14 protein-coding genes and 1 pseudogene are annotated in these 14,572 nt (G+C 66.0%); 3 read left to right on the top strand and 12 right to left on the bottom strand.

Annotated features, from left to right (window positions below; genetic code table 11):
• Window positions 1–484 precede the first annotated feature (484 nt).
• Window positions 485–715, bottom strand: a complete 231-nt coding sequence (locus M3A49_RS40490) for a hypothetical protein (protein ID WP_266233776.1) — start codon at window positions 713–715, stop codon at window positions 485–487.
• Window positions 716–855: 140 nt separating this feature from the next.
• On the opposite strand from M3A49_RS40490, the gene M3A49_RS40485 reads away from it, so the two are divergent.
• Window positions 856–1,293, top strand: coding sequence for a hypothetical protein (locus M3A49_RS40485; RefSeq protein ID WP_266233774.1), 438 nt, complete (start codon window positions 856–858; stop codon window positions 1,291–1,293).
• 52 nt (window positions 1,294–1,345) lie between these two features.
• Here the strand turns inward: M3A49_RS40485 and M3A49_RS40480 are convergent, their stop codons facing one another.
• The 5 genes from M3A49_RS40480 to M3A49_RS40460 form a co-directional block, all read right to left on the bottom strand.
• Entirely contained in the window at window positions 1,346–2,389 is a 1,044-nt protein-coding gene (locus M3A49_RS40480) for an ABC transporter permease (RefSeq protein ID WP_266233773.1), read from the bottom strand.
• Between the two features lie 4 nt (window positions 2,390–2,393).
• On the bottom strand, window positions 2,394–3,422 hold the full coding sequence (locus M3A49_RS40475; protein ID WP_266233772.1) for an ABC transporter permease: 1,029 nt from the start codon (window positions 3,420–3,422) through the stop codon (window positions 2,394–2,396).
• A 44-nt stretch (window positions 3,423–3,466) separates the two neighbouring features.
• Entirely contained in the window at window positions 3,467–5,059 is a 1,593-nt protein-coding gene (locus M3A49_RS40470) for a sugar ABC transporter ATP-binding protein (protein WP_266233771.1), read from the bottom strand.
• Between the two features lie 14 nt (window positions 5,060–5,073).
• Window positions 5,074–6,108 (bottom strand): ABC transporter substrate-binding protein, encoded by a 1,035-nt coding sequence (locus tag M3A49_RS40465; RefSeq protein WP_266233770.1) that lies wholly within the window; start codon window positions 6,106–6,108, stop codon window positions 5,074–5,076.
• Between the two features lie 187 nt (window positions 6,109–6,295).
• Window positions 6,296–7,384, bottom strand: coding sequence for a LacI family DNA-binding transcriptional regulator (locus tag M3A49_RS40460; RefSeq protein ID WP_266233769.1), 1,089 nt, complete (start codon window positions 7,382–7,384; stop codon window positions 6,296–6,298).
• Window positions 7,385–7,581: 197 nt separating this feature from the next.
• Here M3A49_RS40460 and M3A49_RS40455 point away from each other — a divergent pair, with 197 nt between their 5' ends.
• Window positions 7,582–8,613, top strand: coding sequence for an aldose 1-epimerase (locus M3A49_RS40455; RefSeq protein ID WP_323183564.1), 1,032 nt, complete (start codon window positions 7,582–7,584; stop codon window positions 8,611–8,613).
• 13 nt (window positions 8,614–8,626) lie between these two features.
• Here the strand turns inward: M3A49_RS40455 and M3A49_RS40450 are convergent, their stop codons facing one another.
• Window positions 8,627–8,950 carry a hypothetical protein gene (locus M3A49_RS40450; RefSeq protein ID WP_028209010.1) on the bottom strand — a complete coding sequence of 108 codons (324 nt, stop codon included), beginning with the start codon at window positions 8,948–8,950 and terminating at the stop codon, window positions 8,627–8,629.
• Window positions 8,951–9,166: 216 nt separating this feature from the next.
• Here M3A49_RS40450 and M3A49_RS40445 point away from each other — a divergent pair, with 216 nt between their 5' ends.
• Window positions 9,167–10,525, top strand: a complete 1,359-nt coding sequence (locus M3A49_RS40445; protein WP_266233768.1) for an MFS transporter — start codon at window positions 9,167–9,169, stop codon at window positions 10,523–10,525.
• Window positions 10,526–10,591: 66 nt separating this feature from the next.
• Here the strand turns inward: M3A49_RS40445 and M3A49_RS40440 are convergent, their stop codons facing one another.
• From M3A49_RS40440 to M3A49_RS40420, 5 genes and pseudogenes are all read right to left on the bottom strand, one after another.
• Window positions 10,592–10,945, bottom strand: coding sequence for a DOPA 4,5-dioxygenase family protein (locus tag M3A49_RS40440; RefSeq protein WP_028209008.1), 354 nt, complete (start codon window positions 10,943–10,945; stop codon window positions 10,592–10,594).
• 86 nt (window positions 10,946–11,031) lie between these two features.
• A complete protein-coding gene (locus tag M3A49_RS40435) occupies window positions 11,032–11,808 on the bottom strand; it encodes an ATP-binding cassette domain-containing protein (protein ID WP_266233767.1) in 777 nt (258 codons plus the stop codon).
• Complete coding sequence (locus tag M3A49_RS40430; RefSeq protein ID WP_028209006.1) at window positions 11,805–12,779, bottom strand: ABC transporter permease subunit; 975 nt, start codon at window positions 12,777–12,779, stop codon at window positions 11,805–11,807. Before M3A49_RS40430 ends, M3A49_RS40435 begins: the two co-directional genes overlap by 4 nt.
• Window positions 12,780–12,798: 19 nt before the next feature.
• Window positions 12,799–13,779 (bottom strand): ABC transporter substrate-binding protein, encoded by a 981-nt coding sequence (locus M3A49_RS40425; protein WP_266233766.1) that lies wholly within the window; start codon window positions 13,777–13,779, stop codon window positions 12,799–12,801.
• A 183-nt stretch (window positions 13,780–13,962) separates the two neighbouring features.
• Window positions 13,963–14,572 (bottom strand): annotated as a pseudogene (locus M3A49_RS40420) (threonine ammonia-lyase, biosynthetic); the annotation flags it as partial.

Raw genomic sequence — 14,572 nt, 5'->3', positions numbered from 1 at the left:
TACCTGTTACTGTTTTCGGTCTCTCTCGAGACCGGTCGCTCACTCAAAGCTGACAGGTTCTGAATAAATTCAAAAACCTGACTTACTTTAGTGTGAGACTCTTGATACTTTTGCTGCTCCCGATATCGCTCCGAAGAACCACATCAGGCCGCCACCGCATCAAGCGCCCACACTTATCGGCTGTAAATTTTTAAAGATCGATCGCGAAGTCGCCGCGCAGTTTCGTTCAGACAACCACTCAACTACCGGCTTCTTTCTGCGTTGCTGCGTCAGCAGCAGAGAAACGAGATTATGAAGAATCTTTTTCGCTTCGTCAACCCCTTTTTTTCGCTCACCGCTTAAAAAGCTGCCGACTCCTGCGTCCGCCGGTTTCCGCGGCGGCCTTCGCTGCCCTGATGTCAGAGACATCGAACTGCGAAGGGGGCGAATCTTATCGCCTCGATCGCGAGTCTGCAAGCCCTTTTCAGTTGAGCGGCATTCGCGCTCATGACTTCGGATCGACCATCGTCGGCGGGTCGAACATCGCTTTGCACGGCGGCGAGAGCTCATCGTAGTGCTGCTTCAGGCACGCCGCGATCTTCTCCTTGTTGGGAATCGCACGCGCGCAGAAGTGGAACGCATCGCCGCGGCACGCGTGTTCCTGCTCGTTGCGCGATTCGCCGCTGCTCGCCATCGCGAAGGTCAGGCCGAGCAGCAATGCGCCCGCTTTCGTCATGCGATCGAACGGATCCCTCATGGCGTTCTCCTCGTGATGCGTGGTCCGACGCGACCTTGCAAGGGCCATTCCCGGCACGCCGCTTGCAGCGCAGCCCTCACCTGCCACGATGAGGCGCTGCTCTCACGCAGCGGAACACCATGAACCCACCGATCATCCGGATCCTCGCGCTTTGCTCGGCGATTGTCATACCAGGCATCCCCCTGACCGCTCATGCGGACGACAGCGCAAGCCCTTGCGCAGCGCTAAAGCGCATCGTTGCGGCGGCGCCGCAGCATTTCGCGTCACTGAGTCCTGACGACGGACGCGCCGTCGCGCAACCCTATGGCGACGACGCGCAGTGCGCAACGAGCGGCGGAAGTTTTCAGTGCGTCTGGAGCGCGCGCGACGCAGGATCGGGGACGAACGCGCTCGAAGGGGTAGGCGCCGACATTGCCTCGTGCCTGCCCGACGCAACGCATGACGTGAACTCGCCCGGCCGCCAGCACTTCTATCTGGGGCAGCGCGGCAGCCGGACCGAGATCACCGCGCAGACCGATGGCTCGACCCGCGTGAAGCTGAGTGTTTCGCATCAATAGGCTCGCCATCAGCAAAACGCGTTTGGAAACCGGCAGCTCGAGACGTCATCCATCAAGAGCCCGCGGTCGCCCGCCGCCGCGTCGCGCCCGCGGCTCGCGCCGCGCCATGCCGGCGCCCGGTGAGCACCGTCTGAACGATCACCGCAGCGAGCAGGAATGCGCCGCTCGCCAGGTTCTGATAGTAAGGGCTCAGCGTGCCGACCTGATTGATCACATTGTCGATGACACCGAGCAGCAGCACGCCGGCCAGCGGTCCGGCCATCGTTCCCACGCCGCCCGTGAGCAGCACGCCGCCGATCACGGCCGCGGCGATCGACTGCAGTTCGTAGCCGGTCCCCGCCCCCGACAACCCCGAGTCCAGATGCGACGCCAGCAGCGCCCCCGAGAGACCGGCGAGCGCACCGGACAATCCATAGGCGAGTATCTTCACGCGCTCCACGCGCACGCCCAGCATGCGCGCCGCCTCTTCGTTGCCGCCGATCGCAAAGATCGCCGCGCCAAAGCGCGTGTGATTGAGCAGCGCGCCGCCGAGCGCATAGACGACCACGAGCACCCAAATGAGATTGTTGACGCCAAACACCGAGCCATTGGCGATGCGCGCGAAGAAACCCGGATGGGCAATCAGCAGATCCTGGCTCGCGAGCACGAGCGCGAGCCCCTTGAGCCCAAGCAGCGCCGCAAGCGTGACGATGAACGGTGCCATGCGCGCGCGGGCGATCAGCACGCCATTCACCAGCCCGACGACGAAACCCGCCGCCACGGGCGCGAGCATCGCAGCGCCCCAGCCATACGGCGCGGCATAGGCGGCCAGCACCGTGCCGAGTCCGACCATCGACCCGACCGAAAGATCGAATCCACCCAGGATGATGACGATGCTCTGCCCCACGGCGACGAGCCCGAGAAACGCGCCGTTCGAGGCGATGTCCGCGAGGTTCGCCGGGCGCAGGAAGTCGGGAAACACCATGCCGGCCACGAGCGCGACGACCACGAGCATCGCGATCGCCCCCCGCGACTGCACGAGCGCGATCACTTGCGCGCGTCGGCTGGCACCCGGTGCGTCGGCGGATTGAGCGTCCGCTGGTTTGGCCTTGTGCATTGTGTCAGGCTCCCGAGCGTTGCAGATACAGCGCGACGACGATGAACACCGCCTTGAGGATCTGCGCGTAGGTGAAGCTGATGTTGTTCATGATGAAGCTCGCGTCGAGCACCTGCAGCAGCAGCACGCCGAACACCGCGCCGACAATCGAAATGCGCCCGCCCGACAGCGGCGTGCCCCCGATGACCGAAGCGGCAATCGCATCGAGTTCGAAGTTCACACCCACATAGTTGGGATCCGCCGCGCCAAGCCGCGACGACGCGAACACGCCGGCGAGTCCGGCAAGCGTGCCGCTCACCGCATAGACGAGAAAGAGCGTGCGCCGCACCGGAATGCCCGCGAGAAACGCGGCGCCGCGGCTCGCGCCCACGAGAATCGCATAGCGCCCGAAGGTCGTGCGCCGCACCACGAACGCCACCACCACCGCGAGCCCAAGCGCGATCAGCATGACGATCGGCAGCGGGCCGAGCGCGCCGGCGCCGAGCAGATCGAATGCGGGCGTGTCGGGCAGATTCACGCGCGAGCCGCCCAGCAGCGCCTGCGCGAGCCCGCGCGCGGCGACCAGCAAGGCGAGGCTCGAGATCAGCGGATCGATGGCGAGCAGCGCCACGAGGAACCCATTGCACAAGCCGACTACGGCGCCCACCGCGACCGCGCCCACGAGCGCCGGGCCCACGCCATACGGCAGGAACACGGCAATCGACGCGCTGGCGAGCGCCATCACCGATCCCACAGAGAGATCGATGCCGCGCGTCGCGATCGCGAGATTCTGGCCCAGCGCGATCAACACGATCGGCGCTGCCTCGAACAGCAGGCTGCGCGCCGCGAAGGGATTCGAGAAGCCGGGCGTGACCGCGAGATTGAACGCCACGAGCGCGGCGAGCGCGAAGTACACGCTGTGCTCGCGCAGCACGGTGCGCCAGGTCTGCGCGCGCGCCGCGGTGCCGGACACAGGCGAGACGGAACGGTTCGAGGAATTCGAAGGATTCGAGGGGCTCAAGCTTGCCTCGTTCGATTCAAGGTTGGTCGCCATCGGAGCGGGTGTCGTGGATTGTGGCGGGTTTGGCGCGGGGTCGCTCACGAGGTGCCGCCGCCGTGGTCGGCGCTGTCGCCGGAACCGGCGCCGGCCAGTACGGCGAGCACGTCGTCGGGATGCGCGCCAGCGGTTGGCATGCCGCCCTCGGTCGCGCCTTCGTTGAGCACGACGAGGCGGTCGGTCAGCGCAAGCAGCTCCTCCATCTCCGACGACGTGACCACCACCGCGAGCCCCTCCTGCGCAAGCTCCTGCACGACGCGATGCACCTCCTCCTTTGCGCCGACGTCGATACCGCGCGTGGGATCGTCGAGCAGCAGCACCGTTGGGCGGGTCGACAGGCAGCGCGCGATCAGCGCCTTTTGCTGGTTGCCGCCCGAGAGCGTCGTGATGAACGCACCAGGGCCGGCCGTCTTGATGCCGAGCCGCTCGATCGACTCCCGCACCACTTGCGCCTCCTTCGCACGCGAGATGAAGCCGAAGCGCGAAATGCGCGGCAGCAGGCTCGCGACGATGTTCTCGCGCACCGAGAGACGCGGGAAAATGCCTTCCGCGCGGCGGTCTTCGGAAAGAAAGGCGAGCCCGCGCCCGATCGAGCGCGCCGGGTTTGCATGCGTAAGCGCGCGGCCGGCGACATCGACCTCGCCGCCATCGGCCTTCTGCGCGCCGAAGATCGTCTTGAACGTTTCCGTGCGGCCCGACCCGAGCAGGCCGGCCAGGCCGACGATCTCCCTGCGCGCCACGCGCAGCGACACGTCGCGCACGCGGTTGCCCCACTGCAAATGGTCGACGGCGAGCGCAGGCGTGGCGTCGGCGTCGGCATCGGCGCTGCCCGAGCGCTCGGCCCACGCGTGCTCGCCCGCGCTCTCGCGGCCCAGCATGGCCGCGATCAATGCCGCGCGCGGCAGTTCGTCGGGCGTACCCGTGCGGACCACGGCGCCGTCGCGCATCACCGTGAAGCGATCGCACAGCCGGTAGCATTCGGACAGACGGTGGCTCACGAACAGCAGCGCAATGCCCTCGGCGCGCAGGCGATCGACGACTTCGAACAGCACGTCCACTTCCGCACCGCTCAGGGCCGAAGTCGGCTCGTCGAGGATCAGCACGCGCGCGCCCAGCGAAACGCCGCGCGCGATCGCCACCATCTGCTGCGCGCCGAGCCCGAGCGAACCGAGACGCGCGGCCGGGTCGACGGCGAGCCGGTAGCGCTGCACGATGTCGGCGGCGCGCTCGAGCATGCGCTTCCTGTCGATCAGGATGCCGAAGCGTTTCGGTTCGTGGCACAGAAAGATGTTGTCGGCCACGCTGCGCTCCGGGATCAGGTTGATTTCCTGATACACGGCGCACACGCCCGCGCCCTGCGCGGCGCGCGGACTGTCGAACGCGACGTCCGTGCCGTCGAGCGTGAGCGCGCCCGAGTCGGGGTGATGAAAACCGGTGAGAACCTTGATCAGCGTGGACTTGCCTGCACCGTTCTCGCCCACGAGGCCGTGCACCTCGCCCGCGCGCAGCGTGAGCGAGACGTCGCGCAACGCGCGCACCACACCGAAGGTCTTCGAAACGCCGTGCGTTTCGAGCACGGCGCGTGGCGGGGTTGTGGCGGAAACGGCGCGATTGACGGGGACGCTCGTCGTCATCGTGCGCGCGCGGCTCAGTAGACCTTGCCCTGCGCGAGCGACGGCTGCGCGTTGTTCCGGTCGAAGAGCGCGTCGTCCATGATCTGCTTTTGCGGCACCGGCTTGCCCGCGAGATAGTCTTCCAGCGACTTGAAGGCGAGCGGACCGAAGCGCGGGTTCGTTTCGACGTCGGCGGCGACGATGCCGTTCGAGATATCCGTGACGATCTCCTTCGTGCCGTCGATCGAGACGATCTTCACGCCGTTGAGCTTGCCGGCCTGGCGCAGCGCCTTGATGGCGCCGACGGTCATCGTGTCGGCGTGGGTGTAGACGGCGTTGACGTCCGGGTGCGCGAGCAGGATCTGCTCCATCACCTTCTGCGCTTCGGTCGTCGACCAGTTCGCGGTTTGCGCCGCAATGATCTTCATGCCGGGATAGGGCTTGAGGCCGTTCGCGAAGCCGTCCGTGCGCTGGCTTTCCACCGTGTTGCCGTAGCCGCCCTGGATCTCGGCGATGATCGCGTTGCCGCCCGTGGCGTCGGCCAGCGCCTTCGCGGCGCGCTCGCCCTGCTTGTAGAAGTCGGAGCCGAGGAACGTGATGAAGTCGTCGCACGCGGTGCCCGCCGTTTGCCGGTCGATCGTCACGACGGGAATGCCCTTCGCGCGCGCCTGGGCGAGCGCGGGCTGCAGGCCCGTGGAGTCGTTGGGCGCAATGATGAGCGCCTCGGCGCCCTGGTTGATCATGCTTTCGATGTCGGCGACCTGCTTGGCCTGGTTGGCGTTCGCGTTCGTATAAAGCAGGCGCTTCACACCCGCTTCCTTCGCCGCTGCGCGAACCGAGGCGGTTTCGGTCGCCCGGAACGGGTTCTGTTCATTCTCCGACTGTGAGAACCCCACCACCATGTCGCTCAGCTTCTTGCCGCCCGGCTTGGGATTCGTGCAGCTCTCGCTGGAATTCGACTGGACTTTCTGCGCGCCGGCATTGGACTGCGCGTGAACGCTCGCGGCGAACGCGCTCGCCAGGCAAAAACCGGCGGCAATGAGGGCGGACTGGATTCGTTGATGACGCATGGCTGTCTCCTGTCGACCGCGCCTGACGCTTCGGCGCCGGGTACGGTCCCATGCAAAGCTGTGAATGACACGAACGGCGCAGGCCTGCGGCCCCACCGCGGCTTTTTTGTCTTTCTTGTTTCATCGGCATCGCGTACGACGCTCGACGCCGAATTATTACTGTCACTGCTTCAGCTAATATTACCAGTCAATTTTCTGAGATATTAATGAGGGTATTCACGGGGGAGGCGGGGTCCGGCGCGCACACCGAGGTCCGTTCGATGAGCGGCCCGTCGAGCTTCACGGTGCGGTGGCGCACCGGCGCGCCGGCGCTGCGGTTCTGCTCTTCCTGCAGCAGCGTCTCGACGGCCCATCGCCCAAGCTCGTAGTTGGGCAGCACGACGGTGGTGAGCGGCGGGTGGGTGTGGCGCGCGATTTCCTGGTCGTCGTAGCCCATCACCGAAACGTCTTCGGGCACGCGCAGCCCGAGTTGCTTGAGCGCCTCGATCGCGCCGATCGCCGTCAGGTCGTTGGCGCAGAAGATCGCGGTAGGCGGATTCGGCTCGCGCATGAGCGAGAGCGTGAGTTCGAAACCCTTGCCCGAACTCCAGTCGCCGTCGCGCACGAGGCGCTCGTCGAACAGCAGGTCCGCAGTCGCGAGCGCCTGGCGATAGCCCTTGAGACGGTCTTTCGCCGCGTCCTGCCAGGTTTCGCCGTTGATGAAGCCGATGCGCCGGTGCCCTGCTTCGATCAGATATTCGGTGGCCGTATGGCCGCCCGCCACTTCGGCCGGCACGACCGAAGAGAGCGCGTGATCGGACGCGTAGCAGTTGAGCAGCACGGCCGGCACCTTCAGCAGCGCGGGCGGCACCGTGACCTTGCGCGTGTACACGGTCGCGTAGATCACGCCAAGCACATTCGGCATGGCGAGCGTTTGCAGCACCTGCTGCTCCATCTGGGCGTTGCCATGCGTCGAGAACACCGCGAGCAGACAGCCGTTGTTCCAGGCGGCGTCGCGCGCGCCGTCGATGCTCACGACCGGGTGCGGACTCGTCGAGACTTCGTCGGCGAGATAGACGATGAGATTGCGCTCGCCTGCCGGCGCGGGCGTCTGCACCGCACGGATCGGCAACTGGTAACCAAGCGACTGCGCGACTTCATGCACCTTCAGGCGCGTCGCTTCGGAAAGCTTGGCGCCGACCGCGCCGTTGAGCACGAGGGAAACCGTCGATTGCGACACGCCTGCGGCCTTCGCGATGTCGGTCATGGTCGGGCGGCGTTGCGTCGATTTTTTCATCGGATCTGAGGGGACTGCGGGAGGACTGCGCGGCGCGGCGGCGCGCGCTCGGGGCCGCGCTGGTGGCCCGAAGCGTAGCACTAATAATTTTGGCCATCAATTGGCGTATGTCACCATTTTTTGGCTTCATCATCAGCAATTTCAACGCCTATATTATCTTTTATTAGTAATAAAACGATGTACTGGAGAACGCTCATTTGACTGCCCGATCGACACCCTCGTCGCCCCCGGCGATCGCTTTCGACGCCACCGCGCTCGACGACGGCCAGCTCGTCACGCTGGCCCATGGCGATGCGCGCGCGCTCGTCGCGCCGCACGTCGGCGGCTCGATCGCCGCGTTCTACGACGCAGCCGGCAAGACCCCGGCGTCGCACTGGCTGCGCCCCGCCACGCGCGCCGCCATCGACGCGCGCGATCCGCTCGGCATGGCGAGCTTTCCGCTGATGCCGTACTGCAACCGCATCCGCGACGGACGATTTCGCTTCGAAGGCGAGATGATCGACCTGCCGAGCGGCACCGGCGCGCTGCGCCACGCGCTGCATGGCCACGCATGGCGGCGGCCCTGGACGGTCGAGGCGCAAACGGCCGATACGCTCACGCTGCACTTCCTGCACGAGCCGAACGCGCCACATGAAGCGCGTGAATCCCACGGATCGCACAAGGCCGGCTCACACGCTGGCACAGGCTGGCCGTTTCGCTACGAAGCGCGCCAGCACCTCACGCTCGACGCCAGCGGCCTCACCGTGCGCCTGTGGGCTCGCAACCTCGCCGCGCGGCCCATGCCGTTCGGCCTGGGCCATCACCCGTATTACCCGCGCCCGCCCGGCACGCGCATCGCCGCGCGCGTGCGGGCCATGTGGGAAATCGACACGGAAGTCCTGCCGGTCTCGCTCAGCGCCCACCCGGCCGTCGACGCCCTGCAGGCCGGCCTGATCGTCGACGACTTCGATCTCGACAACAACTTCTCCGGCTGGCGCCGCGAGGCGGTCATCGAGTGGCCGCACGAAGGCCGTCGTCTCGCGCTGCGCGCAAGCACGCCACTCGACTTCTTCGTGGTCTTCTGCCCGCCCGGCCTGCCGTACTTCTGCGCGGAACCGGTCAGCAACACGACGGACTGGCTCAATCTGCGTCACGAAGGAACCGTGCAGCGCATCGACGTGGGCGGCACCGTGCTCGCTCCCGGCGAAACGCTCGAAGCCCAGCTGGCCTGGCAACCTGAGCGGACCTGAAGCGGCCAGTCGCTCACATGCCCGCGCCGCTTTGCCCACCCGAGCGCACGCCCGCCAACGGCGCGCCGTAGCCGCCTGCCTCGGCGTTGTTCGGGTGGCCGTTCGCGAGTTGCCCGCGCGGATCGGTGGGACCGACCGGCATCTCGCCGGCCTGGCGATTGCCGTGGGTCGGGTATTCGCTGCCGGGCTGGGCGCCCGGCATGAGCGCGAGGCTATTTTGCGGCGCGCGCAGGTCGTCATTCGGCGCGAGCTGGGCAAACGCCTCACCGGGCGCACCTGCCAGCATCGCGCCTGCCATGAGGCACGGCATGGCCGCGTGGGCGATGAAAGGCTTCATTGGGAACTCCTTGTCGCGCAACGCGACACGCTTGCAGCACGCGCGTGCTCGCCGTGCTGCTTTCAGGCTAGCAGACGGCCGCCTGCCGCGCCCGATGACGATCCCCAGCAAACCCCGCGCTGCGGTTACTATTCCCGGTTGTAAGGCAAACCAGAAAAAGCAGCTCGCCCCGGCGGGCCGATACAACGACAACCTCGGTCGACAGGAGACAAAACCATGGACCAGCCGCGTGCCGTCGACGTCCAGACCTTCATCAACGAACATCCGTTTTCGCCGTTCCAGTGGTTCATTTTCGCGATGTGCTTCGTCATCGTCCTGCTAGACGGTTTCGACACCGCCGCGATCGGCTTCATCGCGCCTTCGCTGCTCGGCGAATGGGGCATCTCCAAGCCCGCGCTCGCGCCCGTGCTGAGTGCGGCGCTCTTCGGCCTCGCCTGCGGCGCACTCGCTTCAGGACCGCTGTCCGACCGCCTCGGGCGCCGCGGCATGCTGGTCGGCTCGGTGCTGCTGTTCGGCGTGACCTGCTTCGTTTCGGCGTTCTCCACCAGCATCGGCGAGCTCACGTGGCTGCGCTTCATTACAGGTGTGGGTCTCGGCGCCGCCATGCCGAATGCGGTCACGATGATGGGCGAGTTCTGCCCCGACCGGAACCGCGCCACCGTGATCAACCTGATGTTCTGCGGCTTTCCGCTCGGCGCGGCGTGCGGCGGCTTTCTCGCGGCGTGGATGATTCCGCACTTCGGCTGGCGCAGCGTGCTCATGCTCGGCGGCGTGACGCCGCTCGTGCTCGCCGTGCCGCTCTTCCTGCGCATGCCGGAATCGGTGCGCTACATGGTGGCGAATCAGCGGCCCGTCGAGCGTATTCGCGCCGCGCTCGCCCGCATCTCGCCCGACGCCGCCAAGGCGCAGGTGTTCACGATGACGGAGCACGCCCCGCAAACGGAAAGCCAGGGTCTCGGCGTCGTGCTTTCGCCGATGTACCTCGTCGGCTCGGTGATGCTGTGGGTCGCGTATTTCATGGGGCTCGTAATCTTCTACGCGTCGATCAACTGGATGCCGCTGCTGCTCAAGGACTCCGGCCTCACGGCCTCGAGCGCCACGCTGATTTCGGCGCTCTTCCCGCTCGGCGGCGTGGGCGCGGTGCTGAGCGGCATGCTGATGGACCGCTTCAACGCGAACCGCATCATCGCCGTGTGCTACGTGCTCACCGCGATTTCGGTCTGGCTCATCGGCCAGGCGGCCGGCAACGTGGCCCTGCTCGTGCTCGTGGTGTTCGTCTCCGGCGTGCTGATGAACACGGCGCAATCGTCGATGCCTGCGCTCGCGGCCGCGTTCTATCCCACCCAGGGACGCGGCACCGGCGTGGCCTGGATGCTCGGCATCGGGCGCTTCGGCGGCATTGCGGGCTCGTTCCTCGTGGCCGAACTCGCGCGCCGGCACTTCACGTTTGCAGGCATCTTCGCGACGGTTGCCGTCGCCGGTCTCGTTGCCGGCGCGGCGCTGCTCATCAAGCAGGCCGCGCGGCCGCAGCCGGGCGGATCGTCGGCGGCAAAGACGGAGTCGTTTGGGCACTGAGGCCCGCTGGCGTGTCTAGGATTGCGCCGTGCCGCAGGCTACAGGACGGCGCAATCCGCAGAATGGTCAGCCGCCGAGCGCGCCGAGATTGAGCGTGTGCGAATGGCCGATCCACACGGCGGCGTCGCGATGATCACGCAGGGCATCGGTGGTGTTCGGATGCACGAACACGTCGAGTGCGCCGTGATTGAGCGTGAGCCATTCGACGACTGTCGTGAAATGCTCTCGCGCAATGGCGAGCTGATACGACCACATCGGATGCGGCCCGACCGGGCGTTCGTGAAAGCGCCCGATCTGCACGATCTCGCCGAAGCGGGCTTCGATCGCCTCGCGCAAGGTCCATGCGGCGTCGCGTGTCGCCGCGTCGAAATAGACGTGGGCGTGCCAGCTCGTGATATCGGCGGGATCGAGGTAGTTCATGGCGGAAGCAGGCGTGCGGTGAAGGTTCGAGCCGACATTGTCCATCGAATGCCCGCACCGCGCAGGCGAACGCACCGCGTCAGGTTTCAGTGCGCGCCGTTCGAATACGTGTCGCCTACCATCAGCCGAACGATCTCGTCGCCATCGGTGTCGATCACGCGCCGCTCGCCCGCCACTTCGCCGCGCCGCAGCACGACGATGCGCTCGGCCACGGCGAAAATATCGTGCAGGTTGTGCGAGATGAGAATCACGGCCACGCCCTGCGCCTTGAGCCCGCGAATCAACTCCATCACCTTGCGTTGCTCGGGCACACCGAGCGCCGCCGTGGGCTCGTCCATGATGAGCACGCGCGCGTTCCAGTAAATCGCGCGGCCTATCGCAATCGCCTGGCGCTGGCCGCCCGAGAGCATTTTCACGGGGCCCGTGAGCTTGCGCGGCGGGATCACGATATCGAGCCGCTCGAGCACTTCGCGCGCCACCCGCGCCATCTGCGGCCGGTCGATCACCTGGAAGCCGAATAGCCGTCTCACAGGCTCGCGGCCGAGGAAGATGTTGCTGCCCACGTCGAGATTGTCGGCGAGCGCGAGATCCTGATAGATGGTTTCGATGCCCTGCGAGCGCGCATCCTGCGGATCGCGCAGCTGGAGCGGACGCCCTTCGAAATGCAGATCGCCCGCATCGGCGCGATACACGCCCGAGAGGATCTTGATGAGCGTGGACTTGCCCGCGCCGTTGTCGCCCGCGAGCGCAAGCACTTCGCCCGGCATGAGCCGCAACGACACGCGCTTGAGCGCCTCCACACCGCCAAACCGGATCGAGACGTCGCGCGCCTCCAGAATCGGCGTGTCGCTCGCGACGCTCATTGCGCGCCTCCGAGCCGATCCTTGTACTGGTCGATCAGCACCGAGAGAATGATGACGATGCCGACCACGATGAATTGCCAGAACGCGTTGACGTCGATGAACACGAGCCCGAATTCGATCACGGCGATGATGAGCGCGCCGATCAGCGTGCCGATGACGTTGCCGGTGCCGCCAAAGAGACTCGCGCCGCCGATCACGACCGCCGCGATCGAATCGAGCAGCATGGGCTCGCCCGCATTGGCCGCGCCCGCGGCGAAGCGCGCCGTGTAGACGATGCCGCCCACCGCCGCGAAAGCCGCCGCAATCAGATAGATCGCGAATAGATGACGGCGCACGTTGATGCCCGCGCGCACCGCCGACTGCGGATTGCCGCCTATCGCATAGGTGTACTGGCCGAAGCGCGTTTGCGAGAGCACGAAGTGCATGATGACGAGCAGCACGGCCGTGAGGATCACGGGCGTCCAGCCGCTGCCGAGCCACGCGAGCCCAGGATTGTTGACGGAGACAGTCATGCCGCTGCCCGCAGCGAGAAAGCCCACGCCGCGCGCGACCCCATACATGCCGAGCGTGCCGATGAAGGCAGGCACGCCGAGGCGCGCGATCAATACTCCGTTCACGAAACCTGGAATCAGGCACACGAGCACCGTGAGAGGAATCGACATCAGCAAGATCCACGGCGATTCGCCGCCGGGAATCGTGAACTGCGCGACGCACACCGCCGCGAGCCCCATCACGAAGCCCACCGAAAGATCGATGCCCGCGGTGATGATCACAAAGGTCTGACCGATCGCCAGCAACAGCGGCGCGCTCGCCGCAAGTCCGATCGACTGCAGGTTGTACGCGTTGAACACGAACGACCGATGCGCCGAGATGCGCGCCCAGGCCTCGAAGAAGACGAGCAGCGTGCCGAGAAAGAGCCACGGCCAGACCTTGCTGACGAGCGCGAGCCTGTCGAGTCGTTTGTCGTTCATGTGGCTCTGTTCGCGTGGCTTAGTTCGAGTAGATGTGCTGCTTCATCTCCGGCTTGTCGATGTTCGACTTGTCCAGCACCACGAAGCCCGTGCCCTTGTAAGTGGGAATCTTCTTGCCGTGGATGGCGTCGGCAGCGAATTTCACGGCGTCATAGCCCATCTCGTCGGGAAGCTGCGCAATGGCGATATCAACGAGGCCGCTTCTGATCTGCTCGTCGATGCCCGGCACGGCGTCGAACACGACGACCTTCACCGCGCCCTGCTTGCCCGCGTTCTTCACGCCTTGCGCCGCGCCCGCGCCCGAAAACGTGTTGGCGCCGAACACGCCCGCGAGGTCGGGATTGCGCGCGAGCACCGCCGCCACGTGCGAGGCGGCGCGATTGGCGTCGTCCTCGTTGTACTGCGTCTCCAGCACCTTGATGTTGGGGTGCTTCTTCATCTCTTCCATGAAACCTTGCGCGCGCGCGTCGGTGCTGGAGATGCCCGGCTTGTTGTTCTCGCAATAGACGGTGCCCTTGTCGCCGATCACCTTGGCGAGCGCGCGCGCCGCCACGCGGCCGCCTTCCAGGTTGTCCGAAGCGATATAGGAGAGCGGGAAGTCGGCGTCGCCCTTGCCGGTTTGATAGCGGCCGTCGCCGATATAGGTGTCGACGGTGATGACCTTGATGCCGGCGTCGGCAGCTTCCTTGAGCGGGCCGATGAGCTGCTGCTTGTCGACGGGCGAGACGAGCAGCACGTCGGGATGCTTGGCGATGAACGCCTTGAGGATCGGCACCTGTTCCGTGGTGTTCCAGGCCTTCGGAACCTGGAACAGCAACTGGATGTTTTCTTCCTTCGCTGCGCGCTCGGCGCCGCGATGCATCGTGAAGTAGAAAGGATCGGTGACGCCGGGCAGCAGCGCGACGACGGGATGCGCCGCATCCGCTTGCGCCACGCCGGGCAGCGCGCCGGCGACGATCGTGGAAAGAACCATCAGACAGCCAAGAGCGATCCGCAACATGTTTGTCTTCCTCCAGGTGAGTCCGACGCACGGCGCCCAATCTTCCCGAGGCGACCACGCCCGGCAGCAGTGGCTCAGTATACTGACGCGCACTGCTGCCGGGCCTGGTGTTTTCCTGCACTCTTTCTGCTCTTTATGCGCTTCAGATGCAGGCGTCCCGATTGGTGGGACGCCTGACTATTTTCATTGCAGGAACAACCGATACGCCGGATTGCTCGTCTCTTCCCAGTGCGGATAACCGAGCGTGGCAAGGAAGCGGCGGAACTCGGCGTCTTCGGCGGCGGGCACCTGGATGCCCACCAGAATCGAGCTGTAGTCGGCGCCCTGGTTGCGGTAGTGGAACAGGCTGATGTTCCAGTTCGGCGCCATCGACGAAAGAAAGCGCATGAGCGCGCCCGGGCGCTCCGGAAACTCGAAGCGAAACAGGCGTTCGTCGTGCGCGAGCGGCGAGCGCCCGCCCACCATGTAGCGGATGTGCTGCTTGGACAGCTCGTTGCCGGTCAGATCGACGCTTGGAAAGCCGTGATCGACGAAGGTCTTCGCGATCTGCTGCGACTCGCCGCGGTTGCGGATCTGCACGCCCACGAAGATGTGCGCGCGCTCGGCGTCGTCGATGCGGTAGTTGAACTCGGTCACGCTGCGCGTGCCGACCAGCTCGCAGAAGCGCTTGAAGCTGCCGCGCTCCTCGGGGATCGTCACCGCGAACACCGCTTCGCGCGCCTCGCCCACCTCGGCGCGCTCGGCCACGAAGCGCATGCGGTCGAAGTTCATGTTCGCGCCCGAGGTGATCGCC

Source organism: Paraburkholderia sp. CNPSo 3076 (assembly GCF_026343935.1).
Classification (GTDB): domain Bacteria; phylum Pseudomonadota; class Gammaproteobacteria; order Burkholderiales; family Burkholderiaceae; genus Paraburkholderia; species Paraburkholderia nodosa.
Note: the sequence above shows the minus strand (reverse complement) of the source record. Positions and strands in the feature narration are given on the sequence as shown.

Excerpts from the sequence above, each read along its gene's own strand:
- M3A49_RS40490 (WP_266233776.1), bottom strand. The coding sequence starts at position 715 with ATGACGAAAGCGGGCGCATTGCTGCTCGGCCTGACCTTCGCGATGGCG.
- M3A49_RS40485 (WP_266233774.1), top strand. The coding sequence starts at position 856 with ATGAACCCACCGATCATCCGGATCCTCGCGCTTTGCTCGGCGATTGTC.
- M3A49_RS40480 (WP_266233773.1), bottom strand. The coding sequence starts at position 2,389 with ATGCACAAGGCCAAACCAGCGGACGCTCAATCCGCCGACGCACCGGGT.
- M3A49_RS40475 (WP_266233772.1), bottom strand. The coding sequence starts at position 3,422 with ATGGCGACCAACCTTGAATCGAACGAGGCAAGCTTGAGCCCCTCGAAT.
- M3A49_RS40470 (WP_266233771.1), bottom strand. The coding sequence starts at position 5,059 with ATGACGACGAGCGTCCCCGTCAATCGCGCCGTTTCCGCCACAACCCCG.
- M3A49_RS40465 (WP_266233770.1), bottom strand. The coding sequence starts at position 6,108 with ATGCGTCATCAACGAATCCAGTCCGCCCTCATTGCCGCCGGTTTTTGC.
- M3A49_RS40460 (WP_266233769.1), bottom strand. The coding sequence starts at position 7,384 with ATGAAAAAATCGACGCAACGCCGCCCGACCATGACCGACATCGCGAAG.
- M3A49_RS40450 (WP_028209010.1), bottom strand. The coding sequence starts at position 8,950 with ATGAAGCCTTTCATCGCCCACGCGGCCATGCCGTGCCTCATGGCAGGC.
- M3A49_RS40445 (WP_266233768.1), top strand. The coding sequence starts at position 9,167 with ATGGACCAGCCGCGTGCCGTCGACGTCCAGACCTTCATCAACGAACAT.
- M3A49_RS40440 (WP_028209008.1), bottom strand. The coding sequence starts at position 10,945 with ATGAACTACCTCGATCCCGCCGATATCACGAGCTGGCACGCCCACGTC.
- M3A49_RS40435 (WP_266233767.1), bottom strand. The coding sequence starts at position 11,808 with ATGAGCGTCGCGAGCGACACGCCGATTCTGGAGGCGCGCGACGTCTCG.
- M3A49_RS40430 (WP_028209006.1), bottom strand. The coding sequence starts at position 12,779 with ATGAACGACAAACGACTCGACAGGCTCGCGCTCGTCAGCAAGGTCTGG.
- M3A49_RS40425 (WP_266233766.1), bottom strand. The coding sequence starts at position 13,779 with ATGTTGCGGATCGCTCTTGGCTGTCTGATGGTTCTTTCCACGATCGTC.